The organism is Anatilimnocola floriformis, assembly GCF_024256385.1.
GTDB lineage: Bacteria > Planctomycetota > Planctomycetia > Pirellulales > Pirellulaceae > Anatilimnocola > Anatilimnocola floriformis.
The window spans coordinates 3513106-3531899 of sequence record NZ_JAMLFW010000001.1; the positions used below are offsets into that span (position 1 = coordinate 3513106).

Annotated in this window: 11 protein-coding genes; 5 read left to right on the forward strand and 6 right to left on the reverse strand. The window is 59.6% G+C overall.

Annotated elements, in window-relative coordinates:
• The first annotated feature begins 8 nt into the window (after window positions 1-8).
• The gene (locus M9Q49_RS13480) at window positions 9-1193 is read left to right on the forward strand and encodes an NAD-dependent formate dehydrogenase (RefSeq protein WP_254509278.1); all 1185 of its coding nucleotides are present in this window, start codon (window positions 9-11) and stop codon (window positions 1191-1193) included.
• Window positions 1194-1308: 115 nt separating this feature from the next.
• Here the strand turns inward: M9Q49_RS13480 and M9Q49_RS13485 are convergent, their stop codons facing one another.
• Genes M9Q49_RS13485 through M9Q49_RS13495 form a run of 3 tightly spaced genes read right to left on the reverse strand, consistent with a single transcriptional unit; the run spans window position 1309 to window position 6131 of the window.
• Window positions 1309-2556 carry a hypothetical protein gene (locus tag M9Q49_RS13485; RefSeq protein WP_254509279.1) on the reverse strand — a complete coding sequence of 416 codons (1248 nt, stop codon included), beginning with the start codon at window positions 2554-2556 and terminating at the stop codon, window positions 1309-1311.
• Between the two features lie 10 nt (window positions 2557-2566).
• Window positions 2567-5479 carry a serine/threonine-protein kinase gene (locus M9Q49_RS13490; protein ID WP_254509280.1) on the reverse strand — a complete coding sequence of 971 codons (2913 nt, stop codon included), beginning with the start codon at window positions 5477-5479 and terminating at the stop codon, window positions 2567-2569.
• 7 nt (window positions 5480-5486) lie between these two features.
• Window positions 5487-6131, reverse strand: a complete 645-nt coding sequence (locus M9Q49_RS13495; RefSeq protein WP_254509281.1) for a sigma-70 family RNA polymerase sigma factor — start codon at window positions 6129-6131, stop codon at window positions 5487-5489.
• Between the two features lie 354 nt (window positions 6132-6485).
• Here M9Q49_RS13495 and M9Q49_RS13500 point away from each other — a divergent pair, with 354 nt between their 5' ends.
• The gene (locus tag M9Q49_RS13500) at window positions 6486-7853 is read left to right on the forward strand and encodes a BBP7 family outer membrane beta-barrel protein (protein WP_254509282.1); all 1368 of its coding nucleotides are present in this window, start codon (window positions 6486-6488) and stop codon (window positions 7851-7853) included.
• A gap of 621 nt (window positions 7854-8474) precedes the next feature.
• Here M9Q49_RS13500 and M9Q49_RS13505 read toward each other — a convergent pair.
• Window positions 8475-9281 carry a cohesin domain-containing protein gene (locus tag M9Q49_RS13505; protein ID WP_254509283.1) on the reverse strand — a complete coding sequence of 269 codons (807 nt, stop codon included), beginning with the start codon at window positions 9279-9281 and terminating at the stop codon, window positions 8475-8477.
• A 139-nt stretch (window positions 9282-9420) separates the two neighbouring features.
• The gene (locus M9Q49_RS13510; RefSeq protein ID WP_254509284.1) at window positions 9421-10701 is read right to left on the reverse strand and encodes a cohesin domain-containing protein; all 1281 of its coding nucleotides are present in this window, start codon (window positions 10699-10701) and stop codon (window positions 9421-9423) included.
• 327 nt (window positions 10702-11028) lie between these two features.
• Between M9Q49_RS13510 and M9Q49_RS13515 the strand changes: the two genes are divergently transcribed.
• The gene (locus M9Q49_RS13515; protein WP_254509285.1) at window positions 11029-15546 is read left to right on the forward strand and encodes a cadherin domain-containing protein; all 4518 of its coding nucleotides are present in this window, start codon (window positions 11029-11031) and stop codon (window positions 15544-15546) included.
• Between the two features lie 11 nt (window positions 15547-15557).
• Window positions 15558-16634: a 2OG-Fe(II) oxygenase gene (locus tag M9Q49_RS13520; protein ID WP_254509286.1), complete on the forward strand. Its 1077-nt coding sequence runs from the start codon at window positions 15558-15560 to the stop codon at window positions 16632-16634.
• A 92-nt stretch (window positions 16635-16726) separates the two neighbouring features.
• On the opposite strand, the gene M9Q49_RS13525 is transcribed toward M9Q49_RS13520, so the two are convergent.
• On the reverse strand, window positions 16727-17782 hold the full coding sequence (locus M9Q49_RS13525; protein ID WP_254509287.1) for an NAD-dependent epimerase/dehydratase family protein: 1056 nt from the start codon (window positions 17780-17782) through the stop codon (window positions 16727-16729).
• Between the two features lie 35 nt (window positions 17783-17817).
• Here M9Q49_RS13525 and M9Q49_RS13530 point away from each other — a divergent pair, with 35 nt between their 5' ends.
• Window positions 17818-18759: a prenyltransferase/squalene oxidase repeat-containing protein gene (locus tag M9Q49_RS13530; protein WP_254509288.1), complete on the forward strand. Its 942-nt coding sequence runs from the start codon at window positions 17818-17820 to the stop codon at window positions 18757-18759.
• Window positions 18760-18794 lie beyond the last annotated feature (35 nt).

Genomic DNA, 18794 nt, shown 5'->3' on the forward strand with positions numbered 1-18794 from the left:
GAATTCCGATGTCGAAGATTCTGTGTGTGCTTTATCCCGATCCTGTGGGCGGCTTGCCAACTTCTTACGCTCGCGATGGCTTGCCCCAACTGACTCACTATCCTGATGGCCAAACCCTGCCCTCGCCGGAAGCCATTGATTTCACGCCGGGCGAACTGCTGGGCTCGGTGTCGGGCGAACTCGGGCTGCGCAAGTTCCTCGAGGCCGCGGGGCACGAGCTCGTCGTTGTTTCTGATAAAGACCGCGCGAATAGCGCGTTCGATCGCGAATTGGTCGATGCAGAAGTCGTCATTTCACAACCCTTTTGGCCGGCGTATTTGACCGCCGAACGAATCGCGAAAGCACCGAAACTAAAACTCGCACTCACGGCGGGCATCGGCTCGGACCACGTCGATCTGGAAGCCGCGAGCCAGGCCGAAATCACCGTTGCAGAGGTTACGTACTGCAACAGCATCAGCGTGGCCGAACATGCGGTGATGCAGATTCTCGCCCTGGTGCGAAACTACCTGCCGTCGCACGAATGGATCGTGAAGGGCGGCTGGAACATCGCCGATTGTGCCGAGCGTGCGTACGATCTCGAGGGCATGCACGTCGGCGTGGTGGCCGCCGGCCGGATCGGTCTGGCGGTGCTGCAGCGACTGAAACCATTCGGCGTCAAGCTGCACTATACGCAGCGCCACCGTTTGCCCGCCGCGCTCGAACAAGAGCTTGGCCTGACTTTTCATACGACACTCGAATCGCTTACCAAGGCCTGCGATGTCGTCTCGCTGCACTGCCCGCTACACCCCGGCACTATGCATATGGTGAATGAGCAGATCCTGCGAGGGATGCGGCGCGGCTCGTACATCGTCAACACCGCGCGGGCCGAACTTTGCGATCAGGCCGCGATCGTGCGGGCGCTCGAGGGAGGACAACTCGCGGGCTACGCTGGCGATGTCTGGTTTCCTCAACCGCCGCCGGCCAACCACCCCTGGCGAACCATGCCGCATCAAGCCATGACGCCGCACGTGTCTGGAACCACGCTCTCAGCGCAAGCCCGTTACGCTGCCGGTACGCGAGAAATCCTCGAATGCTGGTTCGCCGGCCGGCCGATCCGCGACGAATACTTGATCGTGGCCGGCGGCAAGTTAGCCGGCACCGGCGCTCGCTCGTACACGGTGAATGCCCCCAGCAAGGTACTGGCACACACTTGAACAGCGGCCGCGTCATCCTTTCATCAGTGCGACACGCCGATGCTAAATTGGCTGTCGCAGGCTTCGCCACTGACCCGTTGCAGCGCGACTCCACCCGAGACGCGAGTGCTGTACGTTACGGCACATCAAACCTGGAGCCAATCGTTTGAGTTGATTGGAAATCAGATTCTTCCAGCTTGCGGCGTTGGTCGAAGAGCTGAAATGCTGCGATCAGAACGACGGGAAAAATGGCTGCGTGGCTGGGATCGACGGCAACTTCAATGGCTTGGAACAAACCTACTTCGGCATCGATCACGCGGCGAGTTGGTTGAAAATCGGTCGTCGTTCTCGCGATGGCCGCGGACTGGACTGTTCTTGCCGTTACTAATTCGACGAGTCCACCTTCATCAAATTCCGATACGAACTCTGGTGCAAACGTTACCTCACTGATGTCGGGTGAGTGCAGAACACTGGGGCTGGGGCCCGGTCGGTCTGCAATGTTCAAGCGGCGACTCGCATTCACAATCGCGCTGTGTCGGTCCTGATGAGCAGAGATGTTGGTTGCTTGCGTGCGTGCGATGGGCAACTCGAGCAGTTCAGTTGCTGAGTCGCCGTTTGTCGGTTGGCGATCATCAGACAACCCCATCTCATCACTGTCCGACTCGACTCCGTTCAAGCCCGCTGTCGATGTGGCCCGACCTTCGTGACGACTCACTTCGGAGTGATGAGACGAATGTCGCAGGGCCGTGGTGATCACACTCGGCGAATCATGCAAATCAAGCCAAGGGAGACGTCGGTCGTCTGAACTTTTCGAGGTGTCCGGCGCTGGTTGATCGGGAGGCGTCGATTCCGGCGCCGAGTCGAGCGGCTGACCGATCGGATCGCTGCTGACGGCATCGCCAGGCCCGTTGTCGCTAACGGAATCGGGAGGACCATCGATGGTTCCCCAACCGGGCTCGGTGTGGGTCTGATCCGAATCGAGATTGATATCTTGCAAACGCGTGAGCCAGGGCGCACGAATGAGGGGCATATTATCGGTCGAGCGGAAATCGATTTGGCGCAGGTCGAGCTTGGTGAAGTCGGCGATCTGAATCGAAATCGGCCGGACCGCTTCGCCGGGTGTGCTTTGAACTACTTCAATGCGATTCACGTTCGTGCCGAAGTGCCCAGAGGTCGGACCCACGATCTGATAATTGTCTTGTCGGTGCTCGCCGAACGAAGCGATTGAGGATTCCGTGCGTGGTTCGACTTCGAGATTGTCCGGCATCCCGATCATGGCCGCGAGCACGGAGCGGCCTTCCAGCTTTTCAACTTTCAATCGTCGTGGCTGAGAATTGTTCATGTCGGATGTCGGAGAGAGGAGTGACTTGGGTTCTTGATTCATGTTTCGATTCTCACCGCGATGTGAGTTGGGCGAACGTTTGCGCTGCCTTCACGGCGGCAAACGGCTTTCGCTGGTACCAATGCTCCGGCGGTTGAAAGCCGGTTTGCAGCAGTTCTTGAATCAGCAGAAGTGCGTCATCGCAGTTCTGCCTCGCTAGGTTTTGATCGGCGGCCGGTGTTGCTTCGGCGGCGGCGGCGAGCACGACGAGTTCTTCGGCGACCGAAAACAATCGCTGCTGATCGCCGGCCCACAACTCTTTGCGAGCCAGCACGATTTGGCGAGCGTCAGCAAACTTTCCCGTCTGTCGCAGGATGCGGGCGAGGTTGTAGTAATGCTTGCTCAGCAGCGTGCGATAGCGAGCAACATCTTCCGCTCGTTCGCAGGCGATTTTTTGATGCTCGATCGCCGAGCGGAACGCGACTGCGGCATCTTCACCGCGGCCTTCGTCCTCCAGGATGATTCCCTGGTTGTTGTACACACCGCCAATGCTGCTGCGCAGTTCCAGATTGTCGGGCGATTGAGCGATGAGTTCGAGGTGATACTGCAACGACAGCGCGAACGAGCGCTCGGCCGCCGGGAGTTGCTTGAGACGCGTTTGGGCCAGGCCCAGGTTGTTGCAACTGACGGCCAAGTTATGTCGGTACGACCTTTGTTCTGGCGCTTGATTTACGAGTTGCGTTTGAATAGCAATCGCTTGTTCATAGGCCTCGATCGATTCCACCGATTGATTGAGGCGGGCGCGGGCGGCGCCGAGGTTATTCAGAGTTAAGGCTAGTTCGCTTTGCAGACGCAGGTCGCGAGGCCGATTGTCGACGGCCGTTTTCAGCTGGTTGCGGGCCGCGAGGTGATATTCCACGGCACGGTCGGCGTGAGTATCAAGCAGGGAAGCGCCGAAGTTGTTATAGACCGCGCTCAACTTGCACAATGCGTTTTGATCTTCAGGCTGCTCGCGGAGTTGCTCTTCATACAGGCGAATAGCTTCGCGATACGCGCTGCGATCGGCATCGACTTGATTCGTCTTCGCCTGCAACAAGCCGAGATTGGAAAAGCTGGCGGCCAACTCCGGCAGAACGTTGGGATGCTTACGTGCGATCAGCTGTTGTTGCAGCTTGATCGCCTGTTCGAAGCAGCGCTGCGCATCGGGCGATTTGCCAGCGCGAGTCAGGGATAAGCCGAAGTTGTTGAAGCACACCGCGAGACGCTGTTGATAATCCAAGCGTGCGGGATGAGCGGCTACCAGTTCTCGCGCCAGCACCAATCCGCGTTCATGCGCTGCGAGCGCTTCCTCGGGCGTGCCGATCTCATCGTTCAGGACGCCGATCTTGCTGTAGGTCAGCGCGAGGTCGTCTTGCAGAGTGGAATCACCCACGGCGTCGCGGGCGAACTCATGAAAATAATCAAGCGTGTCCTGCAGCAACTCGCGGCGGACATCGGCAGTGCCGGGGATTCCTTCCAGACGTTCGGCCAGTTGCGTACCAAAGCGATCGACGACTTCCATGGCGCGCGCGAGATGCTTTTCGGCGCGTTCTTCGTTCTGAACGGCTTTGCTCTTCTCTTGCGCAATTCTGAAATTTCCGATCGCCAGGCCCACGCCGAGGAGAAGTGTGATTGCGGTGGCGACAATCGCAATCCGCTGATGCTTCACACTCCAGCGAGCGAGGCGTTCCCACAGCGAAACGGGCTGCGCGAGAACCGCCTGCCCTTCTACCACACGCCGCAAGTCATCTGCAAAATCCTGCGCTGTCGCGTACCGATCGTCGCGGCTGCTGCGCAGCGCTTTGAGAATGACCGTTTCGAGCGCAATTGGAATATCAGGCCGATGGCGCCGCAGCGGCGTCGGTTCAAAGGAGTCGAGCGGGCGGCTGGCATGTGCGTCGTCGTGACTGACGACGGGTTCCAGGGTCAGCAGTTCATACAGCGTGGCCGCGAGCGAGTAGATATCGGTGCGATGATCGACGAGCGCCGATTTGCCGGTCGCTTGTTCGGGGCTCATGTAACGAAACGTGCCGATCACGTCGCCAGTTTGCGTGAGCGTTTTATTGTGCCGGCAGCGCGCTAGTCCGAAGTCGGTGATCCAAACCTTGCCTTGCTGATCGACCATCAAGTTCGAAGGCTTGATGTCGCGATGGACCACGCCATATTCGTGCGCGGCGTGCAGTGCTTCAGCGGCGGCGATGCCCAGGCGCGTGATGGTCTCGTAGTATCGCCGCTGATGCCGCGCTGAATCAGTCAGAAACGAGCGACATGTGGTCGAGCAAATTTCATCGAGAGCGCGGTCGACGGAGTTTTCGCCGGGCTGCTCTTCGAGTTCTTCCACGGTCAGCCGAGCCTGCCGGCGGAGATCGCGAATCGCGCGATCGAGCGGCAAGCCGTCGATGAACTGCATGGCGTAATAGTGCACGCCGCGCTCCGCGCCGATGGCGAACACCGGCACGATGTGCGGATGCTGAATCTGCGCGGCCGCTTGGGCTTCGTTCTTAAAGCGGGCAATCTGTCGCGCATCGAGCACGGCAGCAAACGGCAGGACTTTGATCGCCACGCGCCGGCCGAGTGAGATCTGCCGTGCTTCGTACACCACGCCCATGCCGCCGCGGCCAATTTCGCAGCCGAGCACAAAATCGCCGAGACGCCGTTCGTTGTCGTGCGCTTCACTCTTCGGCTCGACCGTTGCGGTCGTATCTTGGAAGCCGGCCGACATGCCCTGCAGATTGGTGAGGCTGGCGAGATAAAGTTGCAGGGCTTCGGCGAGGTCGGGATGCTCGCTCAGGATCGCGTGCGGATTGGCGGGCACGCCCTGCTCGAGCTGCGACAGATAATCGTCGAGGATCCGCGTCAAACGTTCGCGCTGCTCTTCGGTGAGCGCGCGCAACGCCGGCGATTCACCATGGCGAGTATTCAGCTCTAGCGTCGAAACATCGGTCACGCGCGATTTACTCCCAAGGTTCAAAGACTTGTTTGAAATGATCGATCGCCCGCAGCCAAAGCATCCGCACCGCACTCGGCTTGCGGTTCATCCGCTCGGCTACTTCCTCAAACGGCAACCCTTGCAGGTTGCGAAGCACAATCACGTCTCGATAGTCGGGCTTGAGCTTGGCCAACTGATTGGCGAGCAACACACTTCGTTCCCGCTGCCGAATCTGAGCACTGGGCGAAGGACCGGGGGCAGCGAGCACATTGGCAAAGTTCATGACCGACTGATCGAGCGCGGCGCTCACTTGCTCGATCGAAATCTCTCGTCGCATGTCACGCTTTTTCGCCTGCAAATGCATTTCGAGGGCATCGTGCAGCGAATTGATCAAAATCTGCCGCAGCCAGCCGAGCAATTCGCGTTCAGAGCCCCCCTGAAATTGCACGAAGTTCGCCTGCGCCGCGAGCATGGTTTCCTGCACCAGATCGGAGGGCGCCATTCGCCTGCGAAGCATCGGGCTGATCTGCGTGGTCGCCAAGACTGTCAGATAGTTGCGATACAGCTGCAGCAAATTGCCCAACGAATCGCCCCCTCCCTCGCGGGCTTTCGCCAGAAGGTTAGTGACCGAATCATCGGCGTTCTGCGGTGCTGAAAGATCGACGACCATGCAATTAACGCGTCACCGGGCTTTGATGCGAATCGTAGGGGAAACAGAACACCGCTTAGAGGAGAAAATGCCAGCAACAGTTCCCTCCAGACAAGAATACGCTGGTTCCGTCTGGCTGGCAGTCGCTCCTTTCTTTCTAACCACCGAAATGCGCCAGAGAAGCGGTGCGGATCTTGGAATGCGCGGATCGCACCAGTGATTTGCCTTCATTGCTGGCGCCGCAGTGCGACAAAGTGACGTCCACCAGTGGCGGAATCCCGCGTCGACCTTAACGATCGGGGGAAAATTAACGATTGTGCCGATTGTGCCCGATAAAGACGTTAGCTCCGATCAGAACGTCCTTCAGCAAATCCCATGGCACGTTGCTTCCTCATCATCGCTGTGCTGGTCACCACGCTGGGAAGCGCGGTCTGCGCCCAAGATGCGGGCTCCCGCCAACCCGGGGTCTGGTATGAGGGTCGACAGCTGGGATACGTTCCCGGCCACCTGCGGCAAGCCACCGCCCCGACCCCTGCCAACCGGCAGATGGTCGCGGCTCCACAACAACTCGAAGCCGTTCAGCCTGCCAGTTATTACGAGCAGGAAGCATTCGATTCGTATCCCGAGCCAGCGATCAACAGCAGTTGGGATCCGCCCAACTGCGGTTATCCCGCCTGCTGTGGGCCGCCGCCGTTCTGGGTGCGGGCCGAATTGCTCAGTTGGTGGATCGACGACATGAATCTCCCCGCGCTGGTCACCACCAGCCCGCTCGGCACTGCTGCCAACCAGGCCGGCGTCCTGGGTCAGCCCGGCACCCGCGTGCTGTTTGGCAATGACGATGTCAACGAATCGCCGCATCTCGGCGGGCGGTTTACCTTCGGTCGTTGGCTTGATCCGTGCGAAAGCGTGGGCATCGAGCTGAGCTACTTTTTCGTCGGCCAAAACAACAGCAACTACTCGGCTGATAACTTCGATCATTCGATCCTCGCTCGTCCCGTCTTCAGCACACAGACGATGGACCAGGCTTCAATGCTCGTGGCCTATCCCAACTTGCTGAATGGTTCGATCGACATCAGTGCTTCCAGCCGCATGCAGGGCTTCGATGCTCTCACTCGCTGGCAGATGTGCAACAATCCTTGCTCAAACTGGAACTTCCTGGCCGGTTATCGCTATCTGAGTTTGAATGAGCAACTGCTCATCAGCCAGAACTCGCGGTTCATCGCCGCGCAAGGCAACATTGTGGTCGGCACCGAACAACGGCTGTTCGATTCCTTCGCCACCGATAGCCAGTTCAACGGGGCTCAGATCGGCGTGAGCCACAGCATGCAACGCTGCTGGTGGACGATCGACACCCAAGTGAAGCTGGCCCTCGGCAACACGCACTCGCAGGTCGATATCGATGGCCGCACGCGGACCACCGTCCCCGGTGGCGGCTCGGCAACCTTCAACGGCGGCTTGCTCGCTCAGCAAACCAACATCGGCCGGCATACGCACGACGAACTGGGCTTCGTTCCTGAGTTCACGCTCACCGCCCGCCGCGACCTCGGTTGCAACATGCAATTCCTCATCGGCTACAACCTGATCTACTGGACCGGCGCCGCTCGCCTCGGCAATCAGATCGACACCGCCGTCTCGCAGTTTCCGCCCGAGCCTGCCGGTGGCGCTGGCCGGCCGCGGTTCAACTCCGACACCAGCGGCGTACTGCTGCAAGGCTTGCAGTTGGGGCTCGAAGCCCGCTTCTAAACCGCCGCTCGCGTCGCGGAATACCCCTCTCCGCAAGACCCTACCCCTCCGCTTACAACACTCGTGCGAGTTTTTTGCGCCGACTTCGTAAGCCCAGCAACCCCAAAGACTTGGCCTGCAAAAAGACCGTTGTGAAGCCGTTGTTTTTGCCCTCGGCCACAACGACCACTTCAGGGGGTTTTGTTGTGAAGATACGACAATCTTGTTTCGATTGTCCTGATATATTCCAGGAGAAATCAGGCGCACTTTCTACCACACTGTAAAAGATCTTTGGCGATCTTATTGTACAGTGAGCGACGGACAACTTTGGTCAAGTTGATCGTCGCCGAGCAGCCAATCACGCCAGCGACGCTGTCGCGGCGAGCGACGGGAGGGCGAGGCTCCCGCCGAGCCGCCGAGGTGGAATTGCGAAGGCCGTTGGCGACTGCTTTCGACCGGCGCGGCTCGGCGGGAGCCTCGCCCTCCCGAAATTAGCGCCAGCGTGAACGGTTACGTCGCCGAATATTCCATATTCGGTGGTGGCGGCGAAAGGCAGTGGCCTGCTGGAATGAGCGCTAGCGATATTCCAGCATTCTGCGCGTAGACGCTCAAGCGGTTGTGTCGCGATTCGGAATAGTTCCGCTATGCTGCGCGCCGGCGTACGCGTTGTTCCTCGGGGCTGAAGATCAGCGTCCAGGGAGAGGCAACCGCTTGTGAGGTTGCTGGTTCGACGGTCGCGACGGTGGCAACGTCGCTGGGGGCTTTGATTACCGGCAGCAATCTGCGAGGCAATAGCGACAGCGGGCCCATTGGCGTGTTGGGGTCACGCGTCAGGCGGAATTGTTCGTTATCGCGCTGGTGGTCGTGCGACATGCGCATGACGGTCGAATCTTTGCTCGGCAGGGCGACGGTTGCTGGTGGCGATGTTTGGGCTAGCATGGCGCGGACGCGCGGATTGATGTAGTCTTCTTCGTCACCGAGATCAGCTACTTCGCCAGAATCGTCTGCCCCGCACAGATCGGCCGGGATCGAGCCTTCGTTGAGGCGGACCGATTTCAACTCCACGGTGGGGCTGTTGGTGGCCGCGTCGTCAACCGTGGGGTCGTGCGGCGAGAACTCCAGATCGACCAGGCTCCCTTGATTGGCTGGCAGGTCTTCGGCCGCGAAGACAAAGACCGTGATCTCGCCGGCGGCGGGATCGACCTTGGTCATTGCTGCGCCTCCCTGTGACCAAGCGCTCCCCGACTTGATGGCGGCGGGGTCGACGTGCCAGGCGGCGGGATCGTAGCGGAGGTGGATTTCCGCGGCGCGAACGCCCGAGGCATCGTCGATCGTCACGGGAACGACGCGGCGGTTCTCAACCAAGGTTTCGGCATCTGCACCGATACCGACAACCGCGTAGAGGTCGCGCGAATCGAGACGTTCGAAGTCCAACCGGCGCTCGTGCATGGGCAATCCTTTGCCTGCGAAATGGCGTTGAAGAGTCGGCACCATCCTCGCGAGAGAGCGCCAGCCTGCGCCGCCGTTGTAGCTCGATCGGCGCGCCAAGCCAAGGTCAAAGGAGACGGATATCGCCCGCTTTCATGCGTCAAACCGCCACTTCGCCGTCACCACTCCCCTCTTCGTCGGAGCCATCGGCTGCCAGCAGAGCGAGCAGCACATCATCCTGATCTGCAGGAGGCACCGTCGCATCGGCGTCGACGAATGCTGCGTCGTTCGCAGCCGAATCGTTCAAGCTGTCGACGGTTGCGAGCAACGCGGCATCGGCGGAATCAGCGGTGGCCTCGCCAGCTGACAGCGGCGCGTTGTTGGCCATCACCGTTTCGACAGATTCCCCGGCCGACGATGACGAATCGGCATTAGCATCGACATCGTTTGTAGTGGTGGTCGTCGTCAAGCTCGTCGAGGTATCGCTCGTGCTGCTGGCCGCGGAACTTGCCGGTGGCGTGACGCGGAGAGCGCGGACGATGCCAGCTTCGGCTTCGGCCACGATGGTGGTGACCGTATCGGTCCACGCCGTGGAACCCACGGGCATGACGAGCGACGTGAAGAGGCGGTTGTAAACATACTCGGGCTTCAAGCCGAGCTCGCGGAAGTTCTGGTCGGTAAGGGACTGGGCTGCCGTGATCGTCACCGAGAGTTCATTCACGCCGCCGTTGATGAACGCAGCGGGCTGTTTCTGCTGAATGCGGTATGATCCCGCCGCGAGATTGGTGAATTGAAATTCACCGGTCGCGGATGTGACGACCTGCGTTTGTTCGTTGGTCGCGGTATTGATGAGCGTGATCGTGACGCCCGGAATACCTTCGGTCGTGTCGGCCAGATTGTTCAGATTGACGTCGGCATAGACTCGGCCAGAGATATTGCCGCTGCCACCCGACGAACCGCCAATCGTGATCACGCCATCGGTCGCATCGGCGCCGGCCTGCGGTGCAGGATTGACGACGATGGCCCCTTCGTTGAGTCGGACGGTGGTCAAGTCGAGCGTGGTCGTGCTGCCCACCGTGGCGCCGGCCTTCACAGTGAAGTTGAAGTTCACCAGGCTGCCGCTGCCGCTCGGCAAGCCATCGGCGCCGGAGATAAAGACCGCAATCACGCCATTCACCGCGTCAATGTTGGCGACCACCTGTACGTTGGCGTCGCTCCCCCACACCGAACCTTTGACAATCTGCGAATCGCTGATGTCGAGCACCGTGGGATCGTATTTCAGCCGGATCTCGGCAGCGCGAATGCCGGCGGCATTGTCGATGTTGACGGGGCTAGCAACCTGCTGTTGCGGCACGCCTTGCAGGTCGTCCGGAATGTCGACGACGGCGAGCAAGCAGCGTGTTTCAAACGATTCAAACGATAAACGTCGGAGCAGGCGCATGCGAAATCTCGTACGAGCGTAATAAGTGGACCATTGGCCGCGGCAGAGGGCGGCGTATTCCTGGTGAGTCGGGAAATGCTGGCAAAATGCCACGCAAAAACAGGAGCGGGGTGAATTTCGGAAAACAATTGGAAAAGACTTCGTTGCCGAGTGGCAACGTGTGGCAGAAATCCGACTGGCAAATCAGCGAGAGGGGTGGTGTCGTTTTTTGACCCCGCCAGTTCGCTCCTGGCGATGGATTGCCTGGTGGTGGCGCAGGGAAGTGCGGTTGATTGAGTTTGCCTAGAAAAATCTCTTCCACGCGCTTTCGCAACCAGGTACCGAAGCATGAGCCGACTGATTCGCAATTCTGCCTTTTCGAAAAAGCCCTCTCGTCGCCCTTCGGATACTCGCGCACTGCGGCCCGAACGTGATCTCCGCCGCCGACTGTTCTTGGAATCGCTCGAAGAACGGCAGGTGATGACGACGTTTGTCGAAGCCTTTACGCCGACGACGAGCGGTTTTGTCGTCGACTTTTCGGCGCCGATTCAAACGAGCAATCTCAATCTCTATGACGCGCAGAACGGCTTGCTCGGTGCTGCCGACGTGGTCGTGCAGGGTGCGACTTCCGGCGTGGTGCATGGTTCGCTGGTCGTCGTCGGCGACAAACTGACGTTTGTGAAAACCGGCGGCCCGCTCGCCGCTGATACCTACACCGTGACGCTTCGCAGCGCCGCCAACGGCTTTGTCGATCAAGCCCTCGGCGAGCTGCTCGACGGCGAATACAACGGCACGTTCCCCTCGGGCAACGGCACGGCTGGTGGCGATTTTGTGTTCACCTTTACGGTGGCTGCGCCGCAGAATCTGGTTGTCAGCCTGCCTGACTTCGCTCGCGGTCCAACGCAGGCATTGCAATCGCCGGCGACTGGCAGCGGCGTGGCACTGACGGCTGGTTTGCCGATCAAGTTCAGCCAGGCCGCTGGTGTGACGTCGTTCACCATGACGATTAACTACGACCCGGCGCTGCTCACAATTACTGGCGCGGAACTCGGCAAAGATGCGCCCAGCAACGCTCAAGTCATCGCCAACACCAACACTCCCGGTCAGGTGACGCTGGCCTTTTTTGCCATCGATCCGCTGGCCAGCGGCGCAGCCGAACTCGTCAAGTTGATCGGCACGGTGCCGGAAGATGCCACTTACGGCGCGACGCAAGTGCTGACGATCTCGGCTTTGGAAGTGAACTCCGGAGCGATTCAAGCGACGGGCGATGCTGGTTTGCATGTCGTCGCGTTTCCCGGCGATGCGAACGGTAATCGGCGTTACGATGCCGAAGATGCCCGCTTGATCGCACGGGCCGGCCTCGGTCTCGATTCCGGCTTTGTCTCGTCGCAGCCGACGGGCACGACCATCGTGAGTGGCGAGCGCCTTTATCCCACGGTCGATCCGTTGATCATCGGCGATGTGACTGGCGTCGATGGTTTGAGCCCGCTCGATGCCAGCGATGTGCTGCGACGCGTGGTCGGCCTGACGACTGCGAATATTCCCGCGCTGCCGGTGGCGCAGAGCCCAACGGGCTTGTCGCTGTCGGCGGTCACGGTCGGCGAAGGCTTGCCCGTCGGTACCACGGTGGGAACATTTGCCACGACCGATCCGGACTTGAACGATACGTTCACCTACTCGCTGGTGACCGGCGACGGCAGCACCGACAACAGCTCATTCACGATCGAAGGTGGCGTGCTGAAGACGGCTGGCGTTTTTGACGAGAGCGTGAAGAACAGCTACCAGATCCGCGTTCGGACGACTGATTCGACGGGCCGCACGCTGGAAAAGACGTTCACCATCAGCGTGACCAACGTGAATGTGGCGCCGACGGCGGTGGCCCTTTCGAACGGTACCGTTGCCGAAAATTCTGCAACAGGGACCGCTGTCGGCAATCTGTCGACGACCGATGCCAACTCCGGCGACACGTTTGCCTACACGCTGGTGAGTGGCACGGGAGATACCGACAACAGCGCGTTCACGATTAATGGCAATCAGTTAGTGGTGAATAGCACCATCAATTACGAAACGAAGACCACGTATACCGTGCGAATTCGTACGACCGATCAAGGCGGTTTGTTTACCGAGCAATCGTTCGTCATCGGAGTGATCGATGTCAATGAAGCCCCCACGGCGCTCGCGCTCAGCAACAACCACGTGCCAGAAGGGATGCCAACGAGCACTGCCGTCGGCACGCTGTCGACGACCGATCCCGATGCCGGCGATACGCACACCTACGAACTCGTGGCTGGCGACGGCGACACCGGCAACGCGTCGTTCACGTTGAACAACGGTCAGTTGTTGACGAACCAGATCTTCAGCCGCGCAACGCAAGAGACCTACAGCATTCGCGTCCGCACGACCGACGCCGATGGTTTGAGCTTTGAGCAGACGTTTGTCATCACCATCACGGCGGCCAATACCGCTCCGACTGCCATTCAGCTCGACGACAGCACGATCGACGAAAATTCGCCAGCCGGCACCACGGTCGGCGGGCTGACGACGACTGATCCCGATGCCACCGATTCGCATACTTACACCCTGGTTGCCGGCGACGGCGACACCGGCAACGCGGCCTTTGCGATTGTCGGCAATCAGTTGCAGACGACGGGGAGCTTGAACTTCGAATCGCAGTCGAGCTACAGCGTGCGGGTTCGCAGCACCGATCCGTTTGGGCTGTTTGTGGAGCAGGTCTTCACCATCACGGTCAACGACCTGAACGAAGCACCGACCAGCATTCTGCTGAGCAACAGCACGATTGCCGAGAACAGCGCGGTCGACACTGCCATCGGTCAACTGACGGCTGAGGATCCCGACGCGACCAACACGCACACCTTCTTGTTGGTTTCCGGCGATGGCAGCACCGACAACGGACTCTTCACGATTGTGGGGAACGAATTGCGAAGTGCGGCATCGCTGAATTTCGAAAATCAGGCGACCTACAGCATTCGGGTACAAGTCACCGATCAAGGTGGCCAATCGTTCGAGCAAGTGCTGACGATCACCGCGACCGATGTGAACGAACAACCGACGGCTTTGACGATTTCGGGGACGACCATTGCTGAGAACGAATCGACGGGCACCGCGGTGGGGACGTTCACCACGACCGATCCCGACACCGGCGACACGTTTGTCTACACGCTGGTTTCCGGCGACGGCGACACCGACAACGCTTCATTCACCATCGACGGCAATCAACTCCGCTCGGCTGAGATCTTCGATCAATCGACGAAGAGCAGCTATTCGATCCGTGTTCGCACGACCGATCAGGATGGTCTGTTTGTCGAGCAGACGCTGACGATCACCGTCACCGAAGCCAACGTCGCCCCGACGGCGATTGGTTTGAGCAGCAACACAATCGATGAAAACGTTGCGGCCGACACCGTCGTCGGCAACTTGAGCACGACCGATGCGAACGCGGCAGATACGCACGTCTATTCGCTCGTTGCTGGTAGCGGCGACACCGACAACGGCGCCTTCACCATTGTCGGCGGCACGCTTCGCGTGAACGGCAATGTCGACTTCGAAACGCAGTCGAGCTATAGCGTGCGAGTTCGCAGCACCGATCCGTTTGGGCTCTTCACCGAGCAGACCTTCACCATCACGGTGAGCAATCTCAACGAAGCCCCGACCGCACTGCAGCTGAGCAATGCCACGGTCGCCGAAGATGCCGCAATCGGCACGGCCATCGGCACGCTGACGTCGACCGATCCCGACAGCGGCAATACGCACATCTACACGCTGGTGTCGGGCGACGGCGATACGGGCAATGCCTCGTTCCAGCTGGTCGGCAATGAATTGCAGTTGGCGACGTCGTTGGATTTCGACACGCAATCGAGCTACAGCATTCGCGTGCGGACCGAGGACCAAGCCGGATTGTCGTTCGAGCAAGTTCTGACGATCACCGTGACGAACGTCAACGAACAACCGACGGCGGTGCTGCTCTCGACGAACAGCGTCGCCGAGAATCAACCGGCCGACACGCTCGTCGGCCTGTTGTCGACGACGGATCCCGACAGCGGCGACACTCACACGTATGCACTCATCGCCGGCACAGGCGATGACGACAACGGTTCGTTCACGATTGTCGGCAACGAACTGCGGACCGCGGCGAGCTTCGACGCCGAAGCCAAGAGTTCGTACACGGTTCGTGTTTCCAGCACCGATCAGGGTGGCCTGGTGACTGAGCAAGTGCTGACGATCACCGTGACCGACGTCAACGAAGAGCCGACGCTGGTATCGCTCTCGAGCAATACCGTCGCCGAGAACCAGCCGACGGGTACTGCGGTGGGCACGCTGTCGACGACCGATCCGGACAGCGGCGATACTCATCTCTACACGCTCGTTTCGGGCGACGGCGATGCTGACAACGCCTCGTTTGCGATCGTAGGAAATGAGCTGCAAACGGCAGCGAGCTTCAACTTCGAATCGCAAAGCAGCTACAGCGTGCGAGTCCGCAGCACCGATGCGGCAGGCCTGTTCTGCGAACAAGTGCTGACCATCAGCGTGACCGATGTCAACGAAGCGCCGACCGCGATCAACCTCACCAGCAACAGCGTGGCCGAAGACGCCACCGTTGGCACGGTGATTGGTCTGCTGTCTGCCATCGATCCAGACGCCGCGAACACGCACACCTTCACCTTGGTGAGCGGCGATGGCGACACGGGCAACGGCACGTTCCAAATCGTGGGCGATGAACTGCAACTGGCGACTGCCGTCGACTTCGAAACGCAAACGACGTATTCGATTCGCGTGCGAGCCACGGACCAAGGAGGTCAGTCCTTTGACTTTGTGTTCGAGATCACCGTGACCGACATCGCCGACTAAGTAGGTAAACGATGACCACGCTGTTGCCTGGCGACCCCGCCCCTTGGTTCGTCGCCCGGTCAAACGTCAATCCCCGCTTCCAGTTCGATTCGGCAGCGGGGCGGTATCTGGTGCTGACGTTTTTCCACTCCGCCGAAGATCCGGCTGGTTGCGACTTTCTGGACGAGGTCGACAAACACGCCGGACGGTTCGATGTCGAGAACGTGTTCTTCATGGGAGTCAGCACGACTCCCGGCGACGAAGATGTTTCGCGACTTCGATCGCATCGGCCGGGGATGGTTTACTTCTTCGATTTCGATCTGGCGATCAGTCGCTTGTACGGAGTCGAGGCGGGAACTGCTCCACGGCGACTGACCTTGCTGCTTGATCCAGCCCTGCGAGTGTTGCGCGTCATTCCCTGGAACGGCCGCGCGGCCGAACACATGGCCGAGATTCTGGCCGTGCTGCAGCAATATCCGCCGATGAGCACGTTGCAAGGTTGCGCGCCAGTGCTGGTGGTGCCGAATGTTTTCGAGCGAGATTTCTGCCGCACGCTGATTCGGCAATACCAAGCGCACGGCGGTTCGGAGTCGGGCTTTATGCGCGATATCAACGGCAAGACCGTGTTGCTCATCGACCATGCGCACAAACGGCGGACCGATTTTGAATTGACCGACGTCGCGACGATTCAGAAAGCGCAACTAACACTGCGCCGGCGATTGCTGCCCGAGATTGCCAAAGCCTTTCAGTTCTCGGTGACGCGCATCGAACGCAACCTGATCGCTTGTTACGACTCGGCCACGAACGGACATTTTCGCGCTCATCGCGACAATACCACCAAAGGAACTGCCCATCGCCGTTTTGCGGTCACGATCAATTTGAACTCGGAGGAATTCGAAGGAGGCCAACTTTGGTTCCCTGAATTTGGCCGTCGCGCTTACAAGGCTCCCACCGGTGGCGCCGTCATCTTCTCGTGCTCGTTGCTGCACGAAGCCCGTCCCGTGACCAAGGGCGTGCGCTATGCTTTCCTGCCGTTTCTCTATGACGAAGCCGCAGCTCACATTCGCGCCGAAAACCGCCATTTGGTCGATCTCACGAATAGATCGTAGGTTCAAAGGCTGCTCAGCAGGCCGTGGCCAACTTGCCGGCGGGGTTGTTGGCTTCTCCAACGCGTTCATCAGAAGCAAGAGATGCCGAACGACTAAAACTTTCCATCGGTCGTTTGAAAATGCGTTGGCTTGCCGAGGCTTTCGCCGCCGCGGCGAATCCAGTCGGCCGTCCATGCGATCATTTGGGTGGCGGGGACTTGAGGTTGGCCGAGAATCAAATGCCCCGCGCGGCCGTCGTTGAGCAAAGCGTTTGTTCCTTCAGTTCCGCGGATGGTTATTTCGCGTTGCAGCAGCGTGCCAAACTGCTCGGCGGTCTTGCGCAGACTGAGAATCTCTTCGCCGGCGAGGTTGATGACTCTTGCTGGTGAATTGCAATGCGTAAACGCGCGCAGCGCCAGGCGGTTGGCGTCGGCGAGCCAGATGACGTTGACGCGCGACATGCTCACGTCGATCGGTCGACCGGCGGCGACGTCGTGGGCCAGATCGACCAGCACGCCGTAGCGCAGCTCGGTTGCATAGTTCAGTCGCAGCAGTACCAGCGGAATGTTCAGCGTGCGGCTGAAGTGTTCGTACATTCGCTCGCGGCCGACGGCGGTCATGGCGTATTCGCCGTCAGGCTGCAGATGATCGGTTTCGGTGCTGCCGTGATTGACGTTTCCGTCCTGATCGATGATCGGCACTCGGCCGTACACGTTGCCGGTGGAAAAAGCGACGATGCGGCTCGCTCGATATCGTTTGCAAATGATGGCCGGCACGTGGCAGTTCATTGCCCAGCTGTAGCTCGGATTTTGCGTCGCGCCGAACTTGAAACCGCTCATCGAAACGATCAAGGGAGCGTCCGGAAGTTGCGCGACGGCATCTTCGTCGAGCAGATCGCAAGCATGCGTTTCAATTCCCCAGCTATTCAACTTCGCTCGCAACTCAATGCTGCCGAAGCGAGATACACCGATGACTTTTCGTTTGCTGCCGGCTGCATCGAGTGCGCGACGAGCCATGCGGGCCATCGTCGGCCCCATCTTGCCGCCGACGCCGAGGAACATGATGTCGCCGTCGAGAGCAGCCAGCGATTCGATCAACGCGGCGTCGGGCTCGCTGAGATTCGCTTCGAGTTCGTCAACCGATTGCGGGGCAGGAGGATATTGGCTCATCACAGAATTCTGTCGAATTCGATTACGATAGCAACATGCCCAGCGAACCCACTTACCTCGAACAACTCACGATCCGTGTCGCCGAAGGTGTCGGACTGCTCAGCGACGCCGAGCGGCAACTGCACACGCGTTATTTTCTCGCGGCCCAAAAACCGGATGGCGGCTTCGCTGGCCGCGAAGGTGGCAGCGATTTGTATTACACCGGTTTCGCCCTCCGCGGTCTGGCCGTGCTCGGCGAACTGTATGGGGATGTGGCGAATCGCGCCGCCACCTTTTTGCAATCGCGACTCGGTGGCCAGGAATCAGTGGTCGATTTCTTCTCGCTGATTTACGGCGCGATGCTGCTGAAGTCGACAGCCGGCGTTGATGTCTTTGCCGCGAGCTCGCCGAACTGGCGCGAGCAAGTCGCTAGCTGGCTCGAAACCCTCCGTCGCGCGGACGGCGGTTATGCCAAAGGAATGGAGGGGCAAGCCAGCAGCACGTATCACAGTTTTCTGGTGGTGATCTGTTTGCAACTGCTCGAGAAGTTGCCGCCAGCGCCTGAGAAGTTGCTCGCGTTTCTTCGGTCGCAAATCGCCGAAGAAGGTGGCTTTCGCGAGATCAAAGTCGGCAAGCGAGCGGGGACGAATCCAACGGCAGCGGCGATTGCGACCTTGAAGATCCTCGGCGCGCTCGATGAAAATACGCGCCTCGATACGATCGACTTCCTGCTCGACATGCAAACCGACGAAGGTGGCTTGCGGGCCAACACGCGGATTCCGATCGCCGATCTGCTGAGCACGTTTACCGGGCTGACAACGCTCGAAGATCTCGGCGGGATTGGTGAAATCGATCTCGCCGCGGCAGAACGTTTCGTCCGCTCATTAGCCCGCGAAGAGGGCGGCTTTCATGCTGCCGCGTGGGATCCAGCCCATGATGTGGAGTACAGTTTTTATGGACTGGGCGCGCTGAGTTTTTTCGCGCGCAGGAAAGCGTAAGTTTTTCCTTCGGCTTGTTAGAGCTGTCCCACTAC

Bases quoted from the DNA above. Each gene is read 5' to 3' on its own strand.
- M9Q49_RS13500 (WP_254509282.1), top strand. From the start codon at position 6,486: ATGGCACGTTGCTTCCTCATCATCGCTGTGCTGGTCACCACGCTGGGA.
- M9Q49_RS13485 (WP_254509279.1), bottom strand. From the start codon at position 2,556: ATGAATCAAGAACCCAAGTCACTCCTCTCTCCGACATCCGACATGAAC.
- M9Q49_RS13505 (WP_254509283.1), bottom strand. From the start codon at position 9,281: ATGCACGAGCGCCGGTTGGACTTCGAACGTCTCGATTCGCGCGACCTC.
- M9Q49_RS13525 (WP_254509287.1), bottom strand. From the start codon at position 17,782: ATGAGCCAATATCCTCCTGCCCCGCAATCGGTTGACGAACTCGAAGCG.
- M9Q49_RS13480 (WP_254509278.1), top strand. From the start codon at position 9: ATGTCGAAGATTCTGTGTGTGCTTTATCCCGATCCTGTGGGCGGCTTG.
- M9Q49_RS13495 (WP_254509281.1), bottom strand. From the start codon at position 6,131: ATGGTCGTCGATCTTTCAGCACCGCAGAACGCCGATGATTCGGTCACT.
- M9Q49_RS13510 (WP_254509284.1), bottom strand. From the start codon at position 10,701: ATGCGCCTGCTCCGACGTTTATCGTTTGAATCGTTTGAAACACGCTGC.
- M9Q49_RS13520 (WP_254509286.1), top strand. From the start codon at position 15,558: ATGACCACGCTGTTGCCTGGCGACCCCGCCCCTTGGTTCGTCGCCCGG.
- M9Q49_RS13530 (WP_254509288.1), top strand. From the start codon at position 17,818: ATGCCCAGCGAACCCACTTACCTCGAACAACTCACGATCCGTGTCGCC.
- M9Q49_RS13515 (WP_254509285.1), top strand. From the start codon at position 11,029: ATGAGCCGACTGATTCGCAATTCTGCCTTTTCGAAAAAGCCCTCTCGT.